Origin of the sequence: Lysinibacillus sp. NPDC093210 (assembly GCF_044753985.1) — a bacterium.
GTDB lineage: Bacteria > Bacillota > Bacilli > Bacillales_A > Planococcaceae > Lysinibacillus.
Map to the genome: position 1 here is coordinate 124,436 of NZ_JBIVOE010000002.1, position 22,873 is coordinate 147,308.

The window sequence follows — 22,873 nt, forward strand, 5'->3', positions numbered from 1 at the left end:
CAATTTGGCTATGCTGAAAGTTATAATTTTAATAAAAAAGCCACCCTAAATGGATGGCTTTATGTTATTTTGCTAATTGTTCAAACACTTTATGGAAAGCAGCGACAGTTTTCGCGATATGCTCCTCTGTATGTGCAGTCGAAATAAATAATCCTTCAAATTGTGAAGGTGGTAAGAAAATACCTTCCTCTGCCATTAAGCGGAAATATTCCGCAAATAATTGTAAGTCAGACGTTTTTGCTGAAGCAAAATCTATTACATTTTCATTGGTAAAGAAGAAACCAATCATTGAGCCTGCACGATTAACAGTATGGGGAATATTGTATTTTGTAGCAGCTGCTCGGAAACCTTCCTCTAATTGATCTCCTAATTTTTTAAAATACTCATAGGAGTTTGCATCAAGGCGTGATAAAGTTTCATAGCCTGCTGTCATTGCTAATGGATTACCTGATAGTGTGCCAGCTTGATAAATCGGACCAGCTGGTGCTACTTGCTCCATAACTTCCTTTTTACCAGCAAACGCACCTACAGGAAGCCCACCACCAATTACTTTTCCTAGCGTTGTCATATCAGGTGTCACACCAAAGTAACCTTGAGCACAGCCATAGTCAACACGGAAGCCCGTCATTACTTCATCAAAGATTAACAATGCACCATGTTTAGTTGTTAACTCACGTAAACCTTCTAGGAAACCTGGTTGCGGCGGTACAACGCCCATATTACCTGCCACTGGTTCAACGATAACTGCAGCTAGCTCTGCACCAAATTTTTCGAATACTTGTTGAGCACCTTCTAAATCATTATAGGCAACCGTTAGTGTATTACGTGCAATATCTGCAGGTACACCAGGGCTATCAGGTAAGCCTAATGTTGCGACACCTGAGCCAGCTTTAATAAGTAATGAGTCACCATGACCATGATAGGATCCTTCAAATTTCAAAATTTTATCGCGTCCTGTTACACCGCGCGCTACACGTAATGCTGACATCGTTGCCTCTGTTCCAGATGATACGAAGCGAATCATCTCCATACCAGGCAGACGATCCAATACTAATTTAGCTAATCGATTTTCTGTATAACTAGGTGCGCCAAATGAAGAGCCTTTTGCTGCAGTTTCAGCAATAGCTTTTACAACGTCTGGATGAGTATGACCTAAAATTAAAGGCCCCCATGATAATACGTAGTCGATATATTCATTGCCATCAATGTCTTTAATAATTGCACCGTGACCAGATTCCATAAATATCGGGTCCATATTTACAGATTTAAATGCACGAACTGGGCTACTAACCCCACCTGGCATTAAGTTAATAGCTTCTGCATATGCTTGCTTTGATTTTTCATAAGAACGCGCCATTTATTTCTCCTCCAACCAACGTGCTACATCTTTAGCATGATATGTGATAATTAAATCAGTGCCTGCTCGCTTCATGCCTAGCAATGTTTCAAGCACGACTTTTTTCTCTTCAATCCAGCCATTAATAGCTGCAGCTTTAATCATTGCATATTCACCAGATACGTTATAGGCAACAATCGGTAATGTATAGTTATTTTTCATATCTCGAATAATATCTAAATAGCTAAGAGCTGGCTTCACGATTAAGAAATCTGCACCTTCTTCGATATCAGATTCCGCCTCACGGAAAGCTTCCATACGATTTGAAGGATCCATTTGGTACGATTTGCGATCACCAAATTGCGGTGCTCCATCAGCCGCATCACGGAAAGGACCATAGTAGCTTGATGCATATTTTACGGCATAAGACATAATCGGTACATTTTCAAATCCAGCTTCGTCAAGACCAGTACGGATTGCAGCAACAAAGCCATCCATCATATTCGATGGTGCAATAATATCTGCCCCTGCTTGTGCTTGAGATACAGCAGTGCGTGCTAAAACATCAAGAGAAGCGTCATTTAAAATCTGATCGCCCTCGATTAAGCCACAATGACCATGGTCTGTAAATTCACAAAGGCATGTATCTGCAATAACTAAAAGATCTGGATAACGTTCTTTAATAAGGCGTGTAGCTTCTTGTACAATACCATGATCATGGAAAGCACCTGTACCAACCGCATCTTTTTCCGCTGGTAAACCGAATAAAATAACAGCAGGTATACCTAAAGCAACCACTTCATCAACTTCAGTACCTAGGTTATCTAATGAAAATTGAAAAACACCTGGCATAGACGGAACTTCATTTTTAATATTTTCGCCTTCAATAACGAAAATCGGATAAATTAAGTCCTCTTTGTGTAAATAAGTTTCTTTTACCATAGATCGAATCGTTGCATTTGCGCGTAAACGACGATGTCTTTGAAATTGTAAATTTGTCATTTTCTTTCCTCTACTTTCGTTAATTCCTCGATGACTGCTTGCATTGTATAAACACTCGGCTTAATGTCTACAGTAGCACCGTGGTTTAAAATAGCTGCTTCTGTAATATGACCGATTGCTGCCACACGTACCATTTCCCAACCAACGATTGATGCTACATCCATTGCATATACGTCCACAGCTGAAGGACTTGCAAATATTACTGTGACATCTGCATGCTTCTGAATGCAATCAATAATTACTTGTTTTTGGTCGTGGCGCTCAATCGTTTCATAAACAGTCCATTCTTTAAGTTTAAAGGGCAAACCTTCCTTTAATGTTTTTTTCGCTTTTTCCCCACGAATAAATAAACAAGTTGGATTTCCCCCTACAATATTTGGAAACTCTTTAACAAATACATCAGCACTAAATACTGAAGGCATGAAGCTAACTTGAAAACCTAACTTTTCTAATGCCTCAGTCGTTTTAGCTCCAATAGATGCAATTTTCCCTTGAAAATGACTTGCACGTAAATGACTGCGATTCATCTTCTTAGCAAAAGCATCTACCGCATTTTGACTCGTAAAGATTAGCCAGTTAAATTGACGCGCACATTCTAAATGTACGCCATCATTTATATCGATAATTTCGCAAGTTTCTATCAAAGGGGCAAAAACTGCCTGACCACCTAAAGAGGAAATATCTTCTACAACTGTTGCTGTTTTAGATGTTCCTGTTAAAACGATTGTTTTACCCTGTAAAGGTAAACTATTTTGCATCTTGCTCTGCCTTAACACGTTGAATTAAATCATAGGCACCTTGCTTCGTTAATATCTCAGCAAGTTCTTTGCCTATTGTTTCGGCATCAATACCATTTACAGTCTCTTTATAAATTACAGATGCATCTGGTGCAGCAACTAACCCTGTAAGTGTAATTTCTTCCCCATTAAGCTTTGCATACCCTGCGATAGGTACTTGGCAACCGCCATCCATAGCTGCTAAGAAGGCACGTTCTGTATGTGCCTCTTGCCATGTAGCATTGTCAGTTAATTTTGCTAGCTCAGCTAATAATTCAGCGTCATCACTACGGCATTCAATCCCTAAAGAACCTTGCGCTACTGCTGGCAGGCAATTTTCAACTGATAAAAATTCTGTTACGACATCATCGCTCCAGCCAAGTCGTTTTAACCCTGCAGCAGCTAAAATAATTGCATCATATTCTTCTGTTTCAAGTTTTGCTAAACGTGTATCTACATTTCCACGAATCCATTTTATTTCAATATCTGGACGCATCGTTAAGAGTTGAGCGCTACGTCGTAGAGAACTTGTCCCTACTACCGCTCCTGCAGGAAGATCTGCAAACTTCACATGACCTTTAGAAATAAATGCATCACGCGCATCTTCACGTGGTGGAATACAACCAATGACTAAACCTTCAGGTAGTACCGCAGGCATATCTTTCATAGAATGAACAGCAAAGTCAATTTCCTTATCAAAAAGTGCCTGTTCAATTTCTTTTACAAAAAGCCCTTTACCGCCAACTTTAGAAAGTTGGACATCTAAAATTTGATCGCCTTTTGTCACAATTTCTTTTACTTCAAATTCAAACGGCGCACCTGCTGCCTTTAGCTCATTGATGAACCAATTTGTTTGCGTTAATGCTAATTTACTTCTCCTAGAACCTACAATAATTTTTCTCAACAGTCTCCAACCTTTCTTCTAATACCATAAATGGAATCGAGATAAGCTACTCCCTAAAAAGAAGTTTACGACAACTAATAAATAAGCATAAATATGTACCCACGCATAATTAGTGCCTGTCAGCTTACTTTTACGATTCACATATAAAATACAGCAATATAATACTAAAATAATAAAGGACCCTATTATCTTCGCATCAAAGATAGATAAACTCTCTAATCTTAATAATGCCCATTCAAACCCTAAAATTAAACTTATGAATAGCATTGGAATACCAACAAAAAATGATATGTTCATCCAATTGCTCGTTTGCTGTAATGACGGCAAACGTGTCCATAGTTGTGACCACTTTTTCTTTTTTAATAAGCGATATAAGATTAAGTACAATATCGCAAATACAAAAGTTAATGTAAAAGCAGCATACGATAAAATCGCAAATGAAATATGGATAAAGAGCATTTCAGAAATTAAAGTCTCTCCTACTGCACCCGTTGGTCTTTTCGGCATAAATGTGAATATACTAGCAAATACAAATCCTAATATATTGATAATAAATACTGGTAAATCGACTCTCGCTATACAATGGAGAATAATCGACAGTGACACAAGTAACCAGGAATAGAAAAGAATCCCCTCATACAAGGATAAAATCGGGAATCGTTTTGTTTCTACAAAAGTTAATATAATAATGGCACTTTGAATTACCCATACAAATGAAACAAGCCAAAAAGCAATACGCCTTGCTCGTACTTGCTTATAAAAGTAATCAGTAAAGTAAAACACTAGACTGATCGCGTACAAGACGATCATTACTTCATAGAGCCTTGTCATTGTCAAATCAGCCAATGGACATCCCTTCTTTATTTCAAAAAGTGCTAAAGTTACTATAAACAGTATCCCAGCCTAAAAAAAGACGTTTTCGTATCTTTAGTTTACCATACAGATACGAAAACGCCTCATGTAATTTCAAGTTCGCACACGTCAGCAAAACTGCGCAATTAGCGCTATTGCTACATGACTCACATCGTGAACCTCAAGCGATTGTGGAGCTTGAATGTCTAGACATATCTAGAAAGAATACTTTGGTTCGGTAGGTGTTTGCGATGACTGTAAACGTTCTTTACGCTCAAGCTCTTGCTTGCTCATCATATCTACTTCTACTTCCACAGCATCTTCAATGCCAAAAATTTGTTGGAATAAACGTAACTGTTCATTTGCTTTTGATGAATTTGCCATTTCTTTAGCTTGTAAGATAGGCTCTTTTAACAATTGATTAATAATTGATTTTGTATGCTTGCTTAAAATCTTACGTTCACGATCCGTTAACTCTGGCATTTTATTTTCAATACTGATCATTGTTTCTTCTTGAATTTGGTTTGCTTTTTTACGTAAAGCCGAGATAACTGGCACGACACCTAGCGTTGCAAACCAATCTTTAAATTGTACAACTTCTTTACCAATCATTTGTGTAATTTCTGCTGCTGCACGTTCACGCTCTGCTAAGTTTGCTTCTACAATACCTTGTAAATCATCGATATCATATAAGAAAACGTTTGGTAAGTCCCCAACACGTGGATCAATATCACGTGGTACCGCAATATCTACCATAAATAATGGTTTTCCTTTACGTAAACGTTCAACAAGTTGCATTAATTCATAATCAATAACAAAATCTGTTGCCCCTGTAGACGTAATTAAAATGTCCGCCTCAAGTAACGAGCATTGTAATTCCCTCATTGATTTTGCTTCGCCCTGGAATTTAGCAGCTAAAGTCTCTGCTTTTTCAAAAGTACGGTTAATAACCGTTACTTTTCCTACTCCATTGCCATATAAATTTTCAATGGCAAGTTCGCCCATTTTACCTGCACCTAAAATAGCAACATGCTTGCGCTGTAAAGATCCAAAAATTTTCTTTGCTAATTCTACTGCTGCATATGAAACAGATACCGCATTCTCTCCGATAGCTGTTTCGTTATGTGCTCGCTTCGCAAATGTGACTGCTTGTTTAAATAACTGATTGTAGACCGTACCTGTCGTCCCAATCTCTTGTCCATTTAAGAAGCTTTTCTTCACTTGTCCTAAAATTTGAGTTTCACCAAGTACCATTGAATCAATTCCAGCTGTTACTTTAAACAAATGCTCTAATGCCTCATCTTCTTCTCGAATTGTTAAATAAGAAGAAAAAGTCTCCACAGGCAAGTTAAACCAATCTGCTAAAAATTGCTTTACATAGTGTCGGCCAGTATGCAATTGATCAACTACTGCATATATTTCTGTCCGATTACAAGTCGAAACTATGACGTTTTCCAATATACTTTTTTGTTTTTGCAGCGCTTCCATTGCTTGTGGTAGCTCGCTCTCTATGAAAGATAGCTTTTCACGAATTTCAACTGGCGCTGATTTATAATTCAAGCCTACTACGATGGTATGCATGAATAACACCTCACACGTTCTAATTCACAAATCTCATTATAGCACAGTTCGACAATAGTTCATCTATAATTTGTGAACATGTCATGAAGAACTATAATTCATTTTCTACATTAGAATTATTATAAACTAAGTTTAACAAATTATACTGCTTGTTTCAAATTTAAAAACTGGACTCAAATATGCAGTAGCATCTTGTGTCGAAAATAAGGAAAATACAGATGATTGTGATGGTTTAAATAGAAATGACTTTTAACTCTACTTCACAACAAAATATAAATAGACTGTAGACGACTCAAAAAAGCATTTGAGTCCATCTACAGTCTAGAATCGCTCTATATAAGAGCAATATTATTAATTTGTAATTTTCACAGTTTGCTGCGAAATTACATTTCCGTCTTTATCATATGCTAGAAACTCGATGTCGCCATTAACTTTAAAGTCATACATAGTTTGCACATTTTTAGTCAACATAAACACACTATCACTACGCTTTTTAAGTTCAAATTGAACATCCCCGCTGACAGAAGAATAACGAACAATGACATTTGCAACATTTGAACAATTACCATCAATTCTTGCATTCATTGTAATATAACCTTTTCGTAATGTTACTTCAGCTTCTTCAAATATGTCCTCTGGATTAATACAACTTGAAGGCGAAGTTTTACATAAAATCGAATCAATTATTTTTTGAGCAACCTGATGGAATTGCAAATTATCAATAGCATGATAGTAAATACCACCAGTTTCCGTAGCTATTTGTGTAAGGATTGCTTCATTAATTTGATTTTTCTTGCCCATACTTACAGTGTAAATTTTAATGCCTTTCTTTTTCGCATCATTGATTACTTTTGTCATTTTTGATTTGCTTGTTTTACCATCAGACACAACAACAATAGATTTAGAAGTTTTTGTATCGTTTGAGAATTTAGTAAGAGCCAACTCTATACCCGCAAAGATATCTGTAGCACCCTTATCCTTGGAAGTACGATATAGGTCTTTCTTTAAGACATTATCTGTACTGCCTTCTCCCAATACATTCGCACTTGTATTAGTCTCAATGACAATATTATTTTTAGCTTGTATTTGATTAATCATTTCCATCATTTTTTGGCCACGATAATTCGTTTGATCAATTCGTTTCATAGAAGATGAGTAATCGACTACATATGCGACTTCAGTTGCTAATGAACAAGCATTTTTACTAAAGTAAGGATTTGTAAAAATTTCTTTCGCAATCGTTTTATCTGTAAGTGGCTTCAATATTGTGGCATAACGCGGATCAATTTTATTGACGAGCGTTGCTTCTATTTTAGACTTTCCATAAATGATTGAGTCAAAATAAGCGACCGCAGTTCCAGGACCACCTGTATTATTCAAATAATCCGAAGTATTCGTGACAAAGGAAGCAGTTTTCTCAACACCATCAAATTTGATCTTTACAGTTCCTTGATAGTCGGTAATAATTTCTCCACCTGGACTCACTAACGTCACCATTACTTGTGTATATCGATCCTTACCAGTTGGTCTTGCTGCAGCGTCAGCACTTTCTTTTAACGCCTCTACACGTTTCTTATATGCTTCTACTTGTCCTAGTAATTTACCGCCTTGGTATTTCAATAATACTGTACGCTCATAATTACTTAGGCTCGTTAAAATCGCATAAATTTTCATAACACTATCATAATGCTCTAATGTCAAATTCTTTTCTTCCGGCATGTATTTTGGACTCATTAATTGAATGATTGCACCAACCGGATTGATGTTTTCAACTTGTGACGCAATATTATCATCGATTCCTTGGATGCGATAAATCGGACGACCATCTTCAGAAATCATGTACATAATCTCAGTCTTAGCTGGCGTCGTCACTGAGTCTTTTAGTCGATCATTCAGTATTTTTTCAAATAAATATACCGAAATATTGTAGTTTTCAAATTGTAAAATCGCATTCTCGTATCCGAGTGCTGGATACTTCGGATCTGAGCCACCATATTGTAAGTAGATATTTTCTACTTGACCAAGAGCATTTGTAACATTTGTTTGTTGCCCAATGCTGAATTTCTTTTCATCTGCATCTGGATTTAATGGCACAGGACCATATACATCAATCAAATTTTCGGTGAAAAACTCAGGTGGCTTTTCATATTGTACATATGGTGGTGTTACACTTCCGTTATCATCCGTGTTCGTTGGGTCATACACTTTAAAATCAATGCGCAATTCTGGCTGTGGTAAGTAACGAACGTGTGCATTTATTTTTTCTCCACCAAGACATTTCATACTAGGATCTGTATTGTTAATAAGCTCAAAAGTAATCGTATCACGCACTGATTTCGTTAGCTTTTTCGCTTTAACAAATGCTGTTACTGTTGAGCCGTCAGATTGTACATTACGAACAGCTTCTCCAGCTGCATTTACAATATCCGCTCCATTTGAAGAAGTCACACGGAACGTATATGACTTATCATCGGCAATAGGGTCACCATTACATGCCTTTAAAGATACAGTAATTGGCGTCATATCCTCACCATTCGCAATTAAATCTGGTTTTTCAACTTCAATACTTTGTAATGCATTATTAACATAGTCGGGACCAGTAAAATCATTTTCATTATCTGTTGGCTCTTCAAACTCACCACTATTAGAGCCCATAAAACCTGCTGGCAAAGTTATTTTGTCATTATCACGCCCAGCTGCAGATCGTTTCAATCCTTGTACAGCAAAGGCATTGTTTTGCACAATACGATATAAGAACTCAGCTGCATCGCCGCGAGATAGTTTCGTAGAGGGATTAAAATCAGCAAATGTTTTTTTGCCGGTATTACCAGTTGAAATATCATTTGTATATAAATATTGTACGGCTTGCGGCTCATCCAAGTCTAAACCTTGAAATGCAGCATAGATACGTGCAAAATGACCTCGAGTTATAGATTTTGAACGATTCGCCATGACATGTGTTCCATCAAACGGTAAATAAAAATCACTATAAAAATTATAGGCAACATTCTCGTTATAAGATAACGCATAGTTTTTATCAAGTTTAGCAAACATTGTTACTAGCTCTCGCTCAGTTACTTGTTCGTTTGGTAAAAAGTTATTCGCACTATTTAACGATAGTAAATCATTATCGACAGCCCAAGAGATGGCTTTGTATTTACTATTAGATGTTGGTACATCTTGAATCGTTGTAGCAGCCAGTGTTACTGATGGTGTTAAAGTCATAAAGGCTAGTACAAAACAGGCAAGTAAAAGCAATGCCTTTTTCGCATACTTCATTCGTTTCAATCCTTTCATTAGTTAAAGAATAAAATATCATCTCGATAGTTTTGTTTTAAATCACTTTCTAAATAGTTTAAGAATCGTTCAAGCACAACAGATGCTTGTGCACGCGTTAACGGTTGGTTTGGATTAAAACGCCCAGTTACAGGGTCACCTGTCATTAGACCAAGCTCATTGACGATATAAATTCCGTCTCTTGAATAGTCAGGAATTAGTGCATCATCTTTAAATTCCGTCACATAGCCAGGTTCTGGTGCTTTATTTTCAAGCCCTAATGCACGTACAAATATTGCAGCTGCTTGCGCACGAGTAATTGCATTATCAGGTTTAAAATAATCTGGTGTCACACCTTTAATAATGCCTTTATTTACTGCTGATTCAATATATGGATAATCTTTCACAGTACGCTTAACATCCTTAAAGACACTTGTGGATGTTTTTTTTGTATTCTTTTCTTCCATTACACGGAGATCCACTGCTTTACCAATCGCTATTGTAAAGTCAATTCGCTTCATCGGTGTGTTTGGGGAAAAGAAATTACTTGTATCTGAATAGATCCCTAAAGAATATAGTTTTTCGATAGCACCTTTAGCATAATGATTAGATAAATCTCGGAACTTCGGAATTATTAGACGTTCGATTGTTGGCGTAAATTCAGTATCCAAATCAACTTTGCCTTTTTTGCCAGAAGCTAAGTCATACGTATATTCTGAAATTACGTCTTTTTCACTAACGACCGCATAGCCCCCATCGAAGCTACCTAAACTACCTGGGTTTTCCTCATAATTGAGGACACGTGATTTACTTGTTGATAAACGGTTTTTCACATGGCTAGTTGTACCATCACTGTACGTATAAATAGATTCTGTAATTTGCGTTTCAGTTGCGCCCCAGAAATTTTCGTAGCCTGCATGACGACTATCAATATCTATTGTTACCGTATTTGTTTTTGCATTCTTTCCTGAGCCAGTTTGATAGGTATATGTTTTTCTTGAAATAACATTACCTGAAAAATAATCAGAAGCTGCACGATTATCCGTTACAGTACCTTGTGAAAATTGGTAGTCTGCTAATGTATACGTAATTTTTCCATCAACAATTTTTTCAGTGTATTTTTTAACAACTCCATTGGATGTTTTTTGCCCAATCGTAGCATAATTAACAACATCAGATTCATAGGCAATATTTCTTGTTAATGTTGCCCCATTACTTGCTGTTAGTTTTAAATTATAGGTTTCTGTTAATTTACCTTTTGTTTCTTTTTGTGTAATTTTAATATCTTTACTCGTACCTTTAAAAATGATCGGTGTTCCAGTAATGAACACTGCTTCTTCATATGTATATTCATTTTTCACAGCACCTGTTGTTTCCACCGATGCAGCGGAGGCATCTACTAGAATACTCGTCCCCAAAACGAACACCATTAGAATGGCTACCATTACTTTATATAAATGGTTTCGCATCTGTTCTTTTCCCCTCTCTTTCTTCGCATATGCACAGATGAAGCTATCTCGTATTGTAGAGATAGCTTCTATCTTGTTAATCAACTAAAATGAAATGTGCTTTTACAAATCGGTCAGATAATACGACTAAACGATCAGAAGGATTCAAATCAGATGGTTGAATGACTTTCCCTGCTTTAATCAGCGTAGCTTGATCAATATTCATATCGACCATTTGGCCTGCTTCATACCAACGGCCATTTTGCCATTGACTCACACTTTTCACATTAATAGTAGCTGGATATGTCGATTTTACTGACTGTAGTTTTCCGACTAGCATTAATGGGGCAACAGGTTTTGCATTATCTAACATGTGAAGAGCCTGCACATGCCCGTTGTTTACATAGAAGTAACCATAATCGCCTTCCGATAAATACAGTTCAATATCTGGCATTACGCTGTACGTTTTATTACCATCGTCTACCATTGCTTTTGTTGTATTACTAACAGATAGTATGGTACTAGCTGTTTTTTTGAAAACATTTGATTCAATCTTCATTGCATCATCAATTTCAATTAAGTAGCCATCTGCTTGAGCTAAACGGCCATAATATAATTCATGCGAAGCTAAATTTGGTGACATAAAGCTATCACTTGTAACTTCTACTACTTGCGCATAATGATCACGCGCTGTACCATCTGTAATGACAAACGCCGTACCATATGCCAATAATCCTGTTGGTTGAATAAAACGACCATTTCGAATTAAAATTGACCCATCATGGAAGTATAGTGTGCCAGCAGATTTAAGCTTTAACAATTGATAATCTGTATCGACAGCAATCATCGGCTCGTAGTAAGTACGTTCATTGTTTTTCAACACGACAATCTTTTCAATAACTTCTTTACCAAATTGCTTCACCGTTGCATAATATGCTTCGCTGCCAATATAATTTTTCAATTGGCCCTTTTCAATTTTCGTATTTCCAACGTAAATTGGTACCTTTGTTGAAAAATTCATCGTTGAAAGAGCAGTTGTTGACGCTGAACCAAATTGCCAGTTCACAAAGGCATTTTGATTTTTTACTGTTAATTTGTTGGCATTGATATTAACCGCTTGAATTTCACCTTTGTATAGATTTTCAACTAATGTTCCAGTCTCACTAATATCTACTTTTGTGACAATCGATGTACTTTTATTTTTTAAATTAAGCTTTACACGATCACCTACATACATCCCACTAATATCTACCGATGAAGAACCCTTTTGAAAAGCAGTATCCTTATTCAAATAATAGGTAGTTTCTTTTCCAATATCCGGCTTCACAATTATAAACAAACCTTTTGGGTCGATACTTGTGATTACGCCAGCAATTACTCTAGGATTTTGAGCAACTGTCGTTGATTCCTCAGTGGTATTGGAAGTACCGCGGAGCTCAACCACACTACGAAGGTTGATTTCAGCCTCTACTTTCATGCCCATCTTAAAGCCATCAATCGTAGTTTCAGTGTTATTAATGTATAGGCGGGCATTATTGTTAATATTGTATGTTACTTGACGACCACTAGCATTTTCTAATGTAATTTTACTAAGTTGCCTTTCTACTTCTCCGTTTGAATTTGTGTATTCTGAATAGGTTACATCAACGAAGGTTCCTGTTACTAACTGTGCGGCATGAACAGTTGGTATTGATGGCAAGCTAAGTGCCATTAAAAACAGGGCAATCAATATGTATGGAATCTTCTTCAACAATTCCCGCCTCCTTAAAAAATTGTTATTTATAAATAGTATATCGTATTATTGGTAGTTTTTCTTATTCAAAAAGTTACATTTTAACGTGTTTTAATATTTTTTTGAATCTACCATTAGACAGAAAGATAGAGGTAGCTTCCAATTTCAAGCTACCTCGCCATCTTCATACTTGGATGTCAATTGTATGTCCAGCAGTTGGATGTGGAGCATCTAGCATCTCAACAAGCTGTTCAGTATTTTGCTGTTGCATGTCCATTGCTTGCTTTGTAACAGCTAAAGATACATTTTGCATAAGATTTGATTGATGCATTGCAATTGATAAAGCTGCGATATCCATTTTTAGTCCACCTCCTATTTAATTTATCGGCTAAACTTGCCATTCATAAAGTAATTTCCTCATATTTATCCATAACTTTCAGACTAGCAGCAGAAAAGCATATTCACTTCTTTTCATATAAAGAGAGCATAAAAATATTGTGTGCAGTTCTAATATTAGGCAATAAAAAAACATCTACTGTGCTCCTAAACGCAATAGATGTTTTTTGATTACATTTTATTTTCAATGGTACGCCAAGCTTCTTCAAAACCGAGACCCTTTTCAGAAGAGAACACAATAAGTGGATCATTTTTATCCATATCTAGAGTTTCCTTGACAACTTTTTTGTGCTTATCCCATTTACCTTTTGGAATTTTATCTGCCTTCGTTGCAATGACAATACAAGGGATATTGTAATGTTTTAAAAAGTCATACATCATTCGATCATCAGCAGTTGGAGGATGACGTAAATCAACAATTTGAACTACCGCTTTTAATTCTTCACGGCCAGTGATGTAACGTTCAATCATTTTTCCCCATGCTTCACGCTCTGTTTTTGAGACTTTGGCATAACCATATCCCGGAACATCAACGAAAAACAGCTGTTCTTCAATTTTGTAAAAATTTAGCGTTTGTGTCTTCCCAGGTTTAGAAGAAATACGCGCTAACGCCTTACGCCCAATCATACGGTTAATAAATGATGACTTCCCAACATTTGAGCGACCTGCTAATGCAAACTCTGGCAGTCCATCTTCTGGGTATTGGTCCGGTCTTACTGCACTAATGACCATTTCGACATTATGGACTTTCATTTCCTTAAAAACCTCCGTCCAGTGCAATTGCTAATACTTCATCAGCAGATGACACTAGTTTAAATGTGAGTTGTTCGCGTACACTTTCAGGAATATCTTCAATATCACGCTCATTATCTTTTGGACAAATGATTGTTGTTAAACCTGCTCTGTGTGCGCTTAATGTTTTTTCTTTCAAGCCGCCGATTGGTAGTACACGACCACGTAACGTAATTTCACCAGTCATTCCTACTTCACGACGAATCGGACGATGTAAAATAGCCGAAACAATTGCTGTCGCCATCGTAATACCTGCAGATGGGCCATCTTTTGGTACTGCTCCCTCAGGTACATGGATGTGGATATCATGTGTATCAAAATATTCTGAGTCTACATTGAGTTCCTCTATTTTAGTTCGGACAAACGATAATGCTGTTTGCGCGGATTCCTTCATAACATCTCCGAGTTTCCCTGTTAACTGAATTTTGCCCTTACCAGGAGTTAAGGAAACTTCAATTTGTAATGTGTCACCACCAACAGTTGTATATGCTAGTCCTGTTGCTACACCAATCTGGTTTTCCTCTTCCGCTTGTCCATAGCGGAAACGGTGCTTACCAAGATATTCGATTACGGATTTTGAATTTACTGTTACACGTTTCTTTTCTCCAGAAACAATAATTTTAGCAATTTTACGACAAAGTGTTGCTATTTGTCGCTCTAGACCTCGGACACCTGCTTCACGTGTATAATAACGAATAATGTCCAGCACTGCTTCATCTTTGATAACTACTTGCGTTTTCTTCAAGCCATGTTCTTTTAATTGCTTTGGTATCAAATGATTTTTTGTAATTTGCGCCTTTTCGATTTCTGTATAGCCTGCAATCGAAATTACTTCCATACGATCTAATAAAGGTCCAGGAATCGTACTTAAATCATTAGCTGTAGCTATAAATAATACGTTAGATAAGTCATACGGTTCTTCGATATAGTGATCGCTAAACGTATTGTTTTGTGCAGGATCCAGCACTTCTAACATTGCAGCTGCAGGATCTCCTCGGAAATCATTTGACATTTTATCGATTTCATCAAGTAAAAATACAGGATTAATCGTACCTGCTTTTTTCATTCCTTGAATAATACGACCTGGCATCGCACCTACATACGTACGACGATGTCCTCGAATTTCGGATTCATCTCGCACCCCACCTAAAGAAATACGAATAAATTTACGATCTAAACTTTCGGCAATTGAGCGTGCTAACGATGTTTTACCTACTCCTGGAGGACCAGCTAAACATAGAATTGGTCCACGTAATGAATTTTTCAACTGACGCACAGCTAAATATTCAAGCACGCGCTCCTTTACTTTATCTAGTCCAGCATGATCTCTGTTTAAAATTTCCTCAGCATGAGCAATATTCATTCGATCTTCAGTCGACTTCGTCCAAGGTAAAGACACTAACCAGTCAATATAGTTTCGAATTACTCCACTTTCCGCACTTGCGCTAGGTAGTTTTTCATAACGATCAAGTTCTTTTAGCGCTGCTTCTTTTGCAGATTCAGGCATACCTGTTTCATCAATGAGCTTACGTAATTCAGTTACTTCACCCGTTTTACCTTCTCGGTCCCCAAGCTCCGTTTGGATAGCTTTCATTTGTTCGCGTAAGTAATATTCCTTTTGCGTACGCTCCATTGATTGCTTTACTTTTGAATTAATTTTCTTTTCCAGATCCAGGACCTCTTGCTCATCATGCAGGCGAATAATTAAATGATCTAAGCGTTTCTTAACATTTAGCATTTCTAAAACTTCTTGTTTATCCGCAATTTTGATTGGTAAATGCGAGGCAATAATATCAGCAAGACGACTTGGTTCTTCAATGTCTGCAACTGTATTAATTGTTTCTGTTGTTATTTTGTTGGAGGATTTCGCGTATCTTTCAAAATACGTTAACAATGTACGCATTAAGGCCTGTGTTTCCACATCTTTATCGATTTTCTCCTCTTTAACATCAATATCAACAACTGTATATTTCTCTAACGCTTGATAGTTGGACCATGTTGCACGCGCTACACCTTCCACTAAAATACGTAGCGTACCATTTGGTAACTTTAGCATTTGCTTTACAAAAGCCATTGTACCAACTTGATATAAATCCTGCTCTTCTGGCTGTTCATCGTGCATTTCTTTTTGTGTTACCAATAAAATCAATTGGTCCTCTAACATCGCTTGTTCTAGCGCCGCTACAGAACGATTTCTACCCACATCAATATGTAACACCATCGACGGGTATACTAAAAGTCCACGTAAAGGCAATAATGGTACATTTGTTGTTTTTTGAATTGTTACCATGCGGGTATTCACCTCCGTCAAAATTTTCTTGTTCACAATCCCGCGCTTCTAGTATGTGTTTAAAAAACCGATTCACACTATCTATTCAAACGAGCCAAAAATTTCATCTATTTACAGTCGTCAGCTTTATGTATGAATAAAAAGCTGACTCCCGATATGTGCGAACATTGCACAATCGAAGTCAGCTAAGTTACTCTTTTTCTCATAACAATAGACGCTACGTCTGTTTATTATGCCGAAGTTTTTGTGTCGCTACCTTCATCGAGTTCAGTGCCATCTTCAAGAAGCAATTTCGGTTTTTCTTTTTCCGTAATTGTTTTTGCAGTAATGATACATTTTTTCACGTCATCACGTGAAGGTAATTCGTACATTACATCAAGCATTGTTGACTCAATAATTGAACGAAGACCACGTGCACCTGTTTTACGCTCAATTGCTTCCTTTGCAATTTCAGAAAGGGCACCTTCATCAAACTCAAGCTCAACACCATCTAGTTCAAGCATTTTTTGATACTGCTTCGCAAGCGCATTTTTTGGTTCCGTCAAAATTTGTACAAGTGCTGCCTCGTTTAATTGCTCTAGGCTTGCAAGTACTGGTAATCGACCGATGAATTCTGGAATTAAACCAAATTTCAACAAATCTTCAGGAATCAATTTCGCCATTAATGAACCTTCGTCCACTTCTACTTTATTAGGATCTGAACCGAAACCAATTACTTTTTCACCTTGACGACGTTTAATAATGGATTCAATACCATCAAATGCTCCGCCTACGATAAATAAAATATTTGTTGTATCAATTTGTAAAAATTCTTGGTGCGGATGCTTACGTCCACCCTGTGGAGGTACACTTGCAACAGTGCCTTCTAAAATTTTTAGCAACGCCTGTTGGACCCCTTCACCAGAAACATCTCGAGTTATCGACGGATTTTCTGATTTACGTGCAACTTTATCGATTTCATCAATATAGATGATTCCTTTTTCTGCACGTTCAATATCATAATCTGCTGATTGGATTAATTTTAATAAAATATTTTCAACGTCTTCACCTACATAACCTGCTTCTGTTAAAGAAGTAGCATCTGCAATTGCGAAAGGAACGTTTAGTATACGTGCTAATGTTTGAGCTAATAATGTTTTACCGCTACCAGTTGGGCCGATTAACACAATGTTCGATTTTGCTAATTCCACATCATCGATTTTACTATTCGTATTGATGCGTTTGTAGTGATTGTAAACCGCAACTGCTAAGGCTTTTTTAGCACGCTCTTGTCCAATTACATACTCATTTAAAATCGATTGGATTTCTTTTGGTTTCGGAATATCTTGGAAATCGATTTCTTCCTCAACACCTAGTTCTTCTACAACGATTTCTGAACAAAGTTCGATACATTCATCACAAATATAAACACCAGGACCTGCAACTAATTTACGTACTTGTTCTTGTGGCTTACCACAGAATGAGCATTTTAAATTGCCTTTTTCATCATTAAATTTGAACAATATGTTTCACCCCTATTCAAGCTACAATCTTACAAGATTATTGAACCATTATCAAATAAATTGATTGCAACATTTACGTCATGGCGCAAATGCAGCTAGATTTTCAATTATTTTCAAAGTCTTCAAGCACGAGGACAGTAAGCTAAGAATCGGCAGTCATCCTCGCTAAAAACATTAACTTCTGCCTGCTCGTTTTTATCCAAATAATTCGTGTTGATGCGACCATTCAGATAACCCATGACCACTGATTGATTGTTTAGCTTCATTCCTTCGAGGTTTAGTTCCCTCACTCGTAAAACCTATGTGCGCACTTCTTCCATTATAATGGGGGCGCTATAATTACTGCTACTTTTCGGCTCTACTACAATGAAGTTAAAATTTAGCATCGTGTAAAAAGTTAAACAACAATACTATGTATAAGTATATTAACTAAAGTGGCCTCCAAAAGTATAACAGTTAGTAAAAATCAGACTTACTTTTTGTCGTCCTTGACCTTGAGAGGTTGGGGCCCCTTTAGCCTAAACTAAAAAGCTATGTGTGATAAAACAAGGCACGGTTTAGCGCCGTACCTTGTCCTCTTAATTTTTCTATCTAGTTACGTAAAAAATCTTATTCAGTAATTTTAGCGTTTTCCACTAAAAATTCAACTGTTTTTTGGATTTTAATGTCATTTTCAAGAACAGCAGTACCGCCTAGAGCACCAGTAATTTGTTCTTTTGTCATATTGAATTGAGCAGCCATTTTTTCTAATTCAGCTTCAATATCAGCTTCAGTAGCTTCAATTTTTTCTGCATCAGCGATTGCTTCAAGAGTTAATGAAACACGTACACGGCTTTCAGCTTCTTCTTTCATTTGACCGCGTAAATCTTCTTCTGATTGACCAGAGAATTGGTAGTAAAGGTCTAAGTTCATACCTTGTGTTTGTAAGCGTTGGCCAAACTCTTGTAGCATACGATCTGTTTCAGAGTTAACCATGCCAGCTGGTACTTCGAATTCTGCATTGTCAGCAGCTTTTTCTACTAATTCGTCGCGAAGTGTAGCGTCTGATTCTGCTTGTTTTTGAGTAGCAGTTTGTTCTTTAATTTTTGCACGTAATGCTTCTACGCCTTCAACTTCAGGATCTAATTCTTTTGCAAACTCATCGTTTAGTTCAGGAAGTACTTTTGTTTTTACTTCTTTAACAGTTACTTTGAAAGTAGCTTCTTTACCAGCTAATTCAGCAGCGTGATATTCTTCTGGGAAAGTTACAGTAACGTCTTTCTCTTCGCCAGCTTTTACGCCAACTAATTGCTCTTCAAATCCAGGAATGAATGAACCTGAACCGATTTCTAATGGGTAGTCTTCGCCTTTTCCGCCTTCGAAAGCTTCTTCGCCTACGAAACCTTCAAAGTCAATTACCGCTGTGTCGCCTTCTACGATAGCTTCATCTTCTTTAATTTCAAGTTCAGCTTTACGTGCTAATTGTTCTTGAATTTGAGCTTCAACTTCTTCGTCTGTTACTTCAACTGGAAGTTTCGTAACTTCTAAGCCTTTGTAGTCGCCAAGTTTTGGTTCTGGTTTCACTGTTACTTGAGCAGTGAATGAGAAGTCTTGACCATGAACGAAGTTTTCTGTACCAGAAATTTCTGGGTAATCAACTGGCATAATACCAGCTTCGTCGATTGCTTTTGCATAAGAATCTGGAACAATGATTTCTAATGCATCTTGATATAAAGATTCAATTCCAAAGCGTTGTTCAAACATTTTACGAGGCATTTTACCTTTACGGAAACCTGGTACGTTAATTTGTTTCACAACTTTTTTGAACGCTTGGTCCATCGCTGCATCTACTTCAGTAGCTGGTACTTCGATTGTAAGAGTACCGATATTTCCTTCTTGTTTTTCCCATTTTGCTGACATGTATAAATACCTCCAAAATAATCTAGTTTCAATTACGTATGACGTAATTGTGTTCGGATTTCGATTTCTCGATAATTTTTTGTAAATCCGCAACTTGTGTCAAAGACTTTGCATTTAGTTAAAGTTTTAATCCCCTACTAAATAGTAAAGACCTTTGACATTCATCCACCTACTTGTTAAGTAGGGGACTTCGGTTGAATCAAGTTTAAATGTTAGACAATTTATTCGTAACTACGATTTTGACAACCATTTTAGTATATCATAGATGCGCATAGTTTCAACTTATTTCATACTTCATGGAGTTCTGTTAGTTTTTCTAACATTTGTAAAAAGTCGATGATTTCGTAGTCCATTTCCTGCACCTTACCAAGCATCGCTTTTACAAAATCAATATAACTATATGCAATATCATCGGCTGCAAACGGATGCCATTCAAACGGATACGTAACTATTGCATGCTTAGCCATTAAATATTGTACCATTTCTAATGTTGATGGGTCTTGTTCTAATTTAGATTCTATAATTTTTTTTATTTCACCATACTGCTGTAATTGATTAGGTAACGCAAGATTAATCGGATTAATAGTTTTTGTTTGCTCAAATTTTGTAACAGTAACTTCGAATGACACTTCTTGCTCTACTAGCAAAATAAGTGCAAGACTCTGCACAAATGGATGGATATCTGAACATTCGATAATAGCCTTTAACGGCATTTTTAACTGCCTTACATTCGTATCCATTAGCCGGTGTAATCCCAACGATTGTTCATTCGGTGTAAGCGAGGTAAATTTTACCAATTCATATTCTTGCGCTTCAATCAGTTCTTGTACATCTTCTCGTTGTTGAAGTTTTTTAGCGACTTCACTATTTATACTTTTTAAGCGTTCAAATTTTTCTAGCTGTGCTTCTGGAAGAACGTTTTCCTCTATTAACGTAGTTATTATAGATTCAACTTGATGGTATTCCTTTAACTGCATGCAAATTGTAATGTATAGCTCCATCACTTCAACATACATAGAAGTGCCCATAGCTAGCAATTGCTCACATACTTCTTTAGCTTTCACATATAGTTTCAGCTCATATAAAGCATACGCATAGGCACTTAAGGCTTTTTCATCTCCTTGGTCATATAAAAACGCCTTTTCAAAACATGCGACAGCCTCTTCATATTGGTATTTCCCCACATACATATGGCCCTCACGAATTAACGTTTGGGTTGCACCTGGAAAAACAACAATATTGTCATGTTTAATAACATGGCGCTTTTGCTTTGTCATTTTTCTCACCTCTTTTAGCTCACTAATTCATAATTGTTTATTTTTAACAAAAATAATTGAATTTATATTCATATTTTGTAATGAATTGAATTATAATTAATAATACCTAACATAATTTACCTTATTGATAGAAAGCGCTTCAACCATAGTCATTGCCAGCTAGACGAAAACAAGTTGTTCACAAGGAGTGTAATACATGCCATTAATGGATACAATCATTGAATTCGATAGTCGCATCTCCCCCGCTTTCGAGGCACTATCAATTAAAGTTATATCGATTACAACAGCACACGGTCCGCTACAAGATTATTCAATTGACTTCGAATTTTTTACGCATACAAAAATTAATACGTTTACAAAAGAAGCAACGACACATATCTCGAGTATTCAAGGAACTATACCTGGTTCCATCTCAATTGGGCATCATCAGGAATCACTTTATATTATTCCCCAAAGTGTGCACATTGAATGCAATTATAAGATTTTGCATATTGACACAAAAGATATGGAGCGCATTTTACAGCATTCCAACCCAACGCTCTATTATAGTGAGTGGCTTTTAGATGCCATCAAAAATGCAAGTATTCTTGTTGAATTAAAAACGAATCAAAACACATTTATCGAATGGCCGCTCGGCATAAAGTCTGCTGTTATATTATAGGAAGCTAAACAAAAACCTTTTATGTAGAGGATGCTTTTGAAACCGACTAGCCCATAAACTATTGTTAAGTCTGAGGCATACTTGAAAAGTATGTCTTTTTGTCATGAATCAAACACTAATCCTTCATTCGTTGCGCTATAATCATATCAGCTTTCGATAGATTCCGGTATTCCTATTGCGAAAGTAACCATTAAAAAAATCACATCCGACAAATTTCTTCAATAAAGAAGGTATAATAAAAAAATAGATTTATTATTGGAGGCAATTATTATGGATATAAAAGAAGCATTACAAACATTTTCTTCAATGACACTTACAGCAAGACAAGCGTTTTTTGAAAAAGAAGGCGACTGGCTATTGGATGAAATGTTAACGCACATCGGTTCAACTGATGAAAAGCTACGAGATCACCTTATATATCGCACATTTATCGACCTGCTCAGTGATAACTTACTAAATTCACAGCAACTCCAACATTTGTTCGATACAGCAATAGGTGACGATTACTTATATGCAAAAATTGGGGAACAAATGGAAGATAGTGTATTCACACGCTCCTTTTCAGCGTTACTTGTAGCAAGCATTCTTGCAAAAGATAGTGAGCTCCTTATTTTAAATGAGACAAGCTTACAATCTTTCTTTAAAAAAATCGGTCGTTATTTGTTACTTGAAAAGGATACAAGAGGTCACGTCGAAGGTAAAGGTTGGGCACACAGTATTGCACATGGGGCCGATTTAGCTGCCATGACAATTAAACATCCTAAGTTTGACTTGCAATATGCACCATCCATTTTACACGCACTGAAATTGGCAACTTGGAAAGATGTTGTCTATGTAAACGATGAGGAAGAACGCTTTGTAAATATCATTGAGGCATTATTAGCCAGGGACTATTCTGAAGAAGCCTTATCAGAATGGGTAGAGCAAGCTTTTGATAAATTCGAAATGCATTTAGTAACGCAAGGTTATAACGAAAGCTTTTTTAGCGGACGTACTTGCACATTAAACGTGATGAAGACATTGTATTTCGCTTTAAAAATGAATAATCAAGCACCTAAACTTCAAAACACACTGTATATCCAAGTAGCAAAGTGGCTGAAGCTCGGTTCTTAACTAATGATAGAGCATCCAAATCTCATTGGATGTTCT

Annotated in this window: 17 protein-coding genes; 2 read left to right on the top strand and 15 right to left on the bottom strand. The window is 36.7% G+C overall.

Annotated elements, in window-relative coordinates:
• Positions 1–64 precede the first annotated feature (64 nt).
• The 15 genes from hemL to ACIP9C_RS06290 form a co-directional block, all read right to left on the bottom strand.
• Complete coding sequence (hemL, locus tag ACIP9C_RS06220; RefSeq protein ID WP_401009283.1) at positions 65–1,357, bottom strand: glutamate-1-semialdehyde 2,1-aminomutase; 1,293 nt, start codon at positions 1,355–1,357, stop codon at positions 65–67.
• Entirely contained in the window at positions 1,358–2,338 is a 981-nt protein-coding gene (gene hemB, locus ACIP9C_RS06225) for a porphobilinogen synthase (RefSeq protein ID WP_401009284.1), read from the bottom strand.
• Complete coding sequence (locus tag ACIP9C_RS06230) at positions 2,335–3,096, bottom strand: uroporphyrinogen-III synthase (RefSeq protein WP_401009285.1); 762 nt, start codon at positions 3,094–3,096, stop codon at positions 2,335–2,337. Before ACIP9C_RS06230 ends, hemB begins: the two co-directional genes overlap by 4 nt.
• On the bottom strand, positions 3,086–4,018 hold the full coding sequence (gene hemC / locus ACIP9C_RS06235) for a hydroxymethylbilane synthase (protein WP_401009286.1): 933 nt from the start codon (positions 4,016–4,018) through the stop codon (positions 3,086–3,088). The genes ACIP9C_RS06230 and hemC overlap by 11 nt, the downstream gene beginning before the upstream one ends.
• Before the next feature lie 18 nt (positions 4,019–4,036).
• Positions 4,037–4,864 (bottom strand): cytochrome c biogenesis protein CcsA, encoded by an 828-nt coding sequence (ccsA, locus tag ACIP9C_RS06240; protein ID WP_401009287.1) that lies wholly within the window; start codon positions 4,862–4,864, stop codon positions 4,037–4,039.
• A 222-nt stretch (positions 4,865–5,086) separates the two neighbouring features.
• Complete coding sequence (gene hemA / locus ACIP9C_RS06245) at positions 5,087–6,451, bottom strand: glutamyl-tRNA reductase (protein WP_401009288.1); 1,365 nt, start codon at positions 6,449–6,451, stop codon at positions 5,087–5,089.
• A 351-nt stretch (positions 6,452–6,802) separates the two neighbouring features.
• Complete coding sequence (locus ACIP9C_RS06250) at positions 6,803–9,730, bottom strand: VWA domain-containing protein (protein ID WP_401009289.1); 2,928 nt, start codon at positions 9,728–9,730, stop codon at positions 6,803–6,805.
• 17 nt (positions 9,731–9,747) lie between these two features.
• Positions 9,748–11,196 carry an S-layer homology domain-containing protein gene (locus ACIP9C_RS06255; protein WP_401009290.1) on the bottom strand — a complete coding sequence of 483 codons (1,449 nt, stop codon included), beginning with the start codon at positions 11,194–11,196 and terminating at the stop codon, positions 9,748–9,750.
• Between the two features lie 76 nt (positions 11,197–11,272).
• Complete coding sequence (locus ACIP9C_RS06260) at positions 11,273–12,925, bottom strand: hypothetical protein (protein ID WP_401009291.1); 1,653 nt, start codon at positions 12,923–12,925, stop codon at positions 11,273–11,275.
• Between the two features lie 166 nt (positions 12,926–13,091).
• A complete protein-coding gene (locus tag ACIP9C_RS06265) occupies positions 13,092–13,265 on the bottom strand; it encodes a YjfB family protein (RefSeq protein WP_401009293.1) in 174 nt (57 codons plus the stop codon).
• Positions 13,266–13,474: 209 nt separating this feature from the next.
• Entirely contained in the window at positions 13,475–14,056 is a 582-nt protein-coding gene (gene yihA / locus ACIP9C_RS06270) for a ribosome biogenesis GTP-binding protein YihA/YsxC (protein ID WP_401009294.1), read from the bottom strand.
• 4 nt (positions 14,057–14,060) lie between these two features.
• Positions 14,061–16,385 (bottom strand): endopeptidase La, encoded by a 2,325-nt coding sequence (gene lon / locus ACIP9C_RS06275; RefSeq protein WP_401009295.1) that lies wholly within the window; start codon positions 16,383–16,385, stop codon positions 14,061–14,063.
• A gap of 230 nt (positions 16,386–16,615) precedes the next feature.
• A complete protein-coding gene (gene clpX / locus ACIP9C_RS06280; protein ID WP_172772230.1) occupies positions 16,616–17,887 on the bottom strand; it encodes an ATP-dependent protease ATP-binding subunit ClpX in 1,272 nt (423 codons plus the stop codon).
• 609 nt (positions 17,888–18,496) lie between these two features.
• Entirely contained in the window at positions 18,497–19,786 is a 1,290-nt protein-coding gene (gene tig, locus ACIP9C_RS06285) for a trigger factor (RefSeq protein WP_401009296.1), read from the bottom strand.
• 287 nt (positions 19,787–20,073) lie between these two features.
• Positions 20,074–21,063: a DUF3196 family protein gene (locus ACIP9C_RS06290; RefSeq protein ID WP_401009297.1), complete on the bottom strand. Its 990-nt coding sequence runs from the start codon at positions 21,061–21,063 to the stop codon at positions 20,074–20,076.
• 196 nt (positions 21,064–21,259) lie between these two features.
• On the opposite strand from ACIP9C_RS06290, the gene ACIP9C_RS06295 reads away from it, so the two are divergent.
• Positions 21,260–21,724, top strand: a complete 465-nt coding sequence (locus ACIP9C_RS06295; RefSeq protein WP_401009298.1) for a hypothetical protein — start codon at positions 21,260–21,262, stop codon at positions 21,722–21,724.
• A gap of 270 nt (positions 21,725–21,994) precedes the next feature.
• Positions 21,995–22,837 (top strand): DUF2785 domain-containing protein, encoded by an 843-nt coding sequence (locus ACIP9C_RS06300; RefSeq protein ID WP_401009299.1) that lies wholly within the window; start codon positions 21,995–21,997, stop codon positions 22,835–22,837.
• The last annotated feature ends 36 nt before the right edge of the window (positions 22,838–22,873 follow it).

Bases quoted from the DNA above. Each gene is read 5' to 3' on its own strand.
- hemB (WP_401009284.1), bottom strand. From the start codon at position 2,338: ATGACAAATTTACAATTTCAAAGACATCGTCGTTTACGCGCAAATGCA.
- yihA (WP_401009294.1), bottom strand. From the start codon at position 14,056: ATGAAAGTCCATAATGTCGAAATGGTCATTAGTGCAGTAAGACCGGAC.
- tig (WP_401009296.1), bottom strand. From the start codon at position 19,786: ATGTCAGCAAAATGGGAAAAACAAGAAGGAAATATCGGTACTCTTACA.
- lon (WP_401009295.1), bottom strand. From the start codon at position 16,385: ATGGTAACAATTCAAAAAACAACAAATGTACCATTATTGCCTTTACGT.
- hemL (WP_401009283.1), bottom strand. From the start codon at position 1,357: ATGGCGCGTTCTTATGAAAAATCAAAGCAAGCATATGCAGAAGCTATT.
- ACIP9C_RS06255 (WP_401009290.1), bottom strand. From the start codon at position 11,196: ATGCGAAACCATTTATATAAAGTAATGGTAGCCATTCTAATGGTGTTC.
- ACIP9C_RS06265 (WP_401009293.1), bottom strand. From the start codon at position 13,265: ATGGATATCGCAGCTTTATCAATTGCAATGCATCAATCAAATCTTATG.
- ACIP9C_RS06295 (WP_401009298.1), top strand. From the start codon at position 21,260: ATGCCATTAATGGATACAATCATTGAATTCGATAGTCGCATCTCCCCC.
- ACIP9C_RS06300 (WP_401009299.1), top strand. From the start codon at position 21,995: ATGGATATAAAAGAAGCATTACAAACATTTTCTTCAATGACACTTACA.
- ACIP9C_RS06230 (WP_401009285.1), bottom strand. From the start codon at position 3,096: ATGCAAAATAGTTTACCTTTACAGGGTAAAACAATCGTTTTAACAGGA.
- hemA (WP_401009288.1), bottom strand. From the start codon at position 6,451: ATGCATACCATCGTAGTAGGCTTGAATTATAAATCAGCGCCAGTTGAA.
- ACIP9C_RS06250 (WP_401009289.1), bottom strand. From the start codon at position 9,730: ATGAAGTATGCGAAAAAGGCATTGCTTTTACTTGCCTGTTTTGTACTA.
- ACIP9C_RS06290 (WP_401009297.1), bottom strand. From the start codon at position 21,063: ATGACAAAGCAAAAGCGCCATGTTATTAAACATGACAATATTGTTGTT.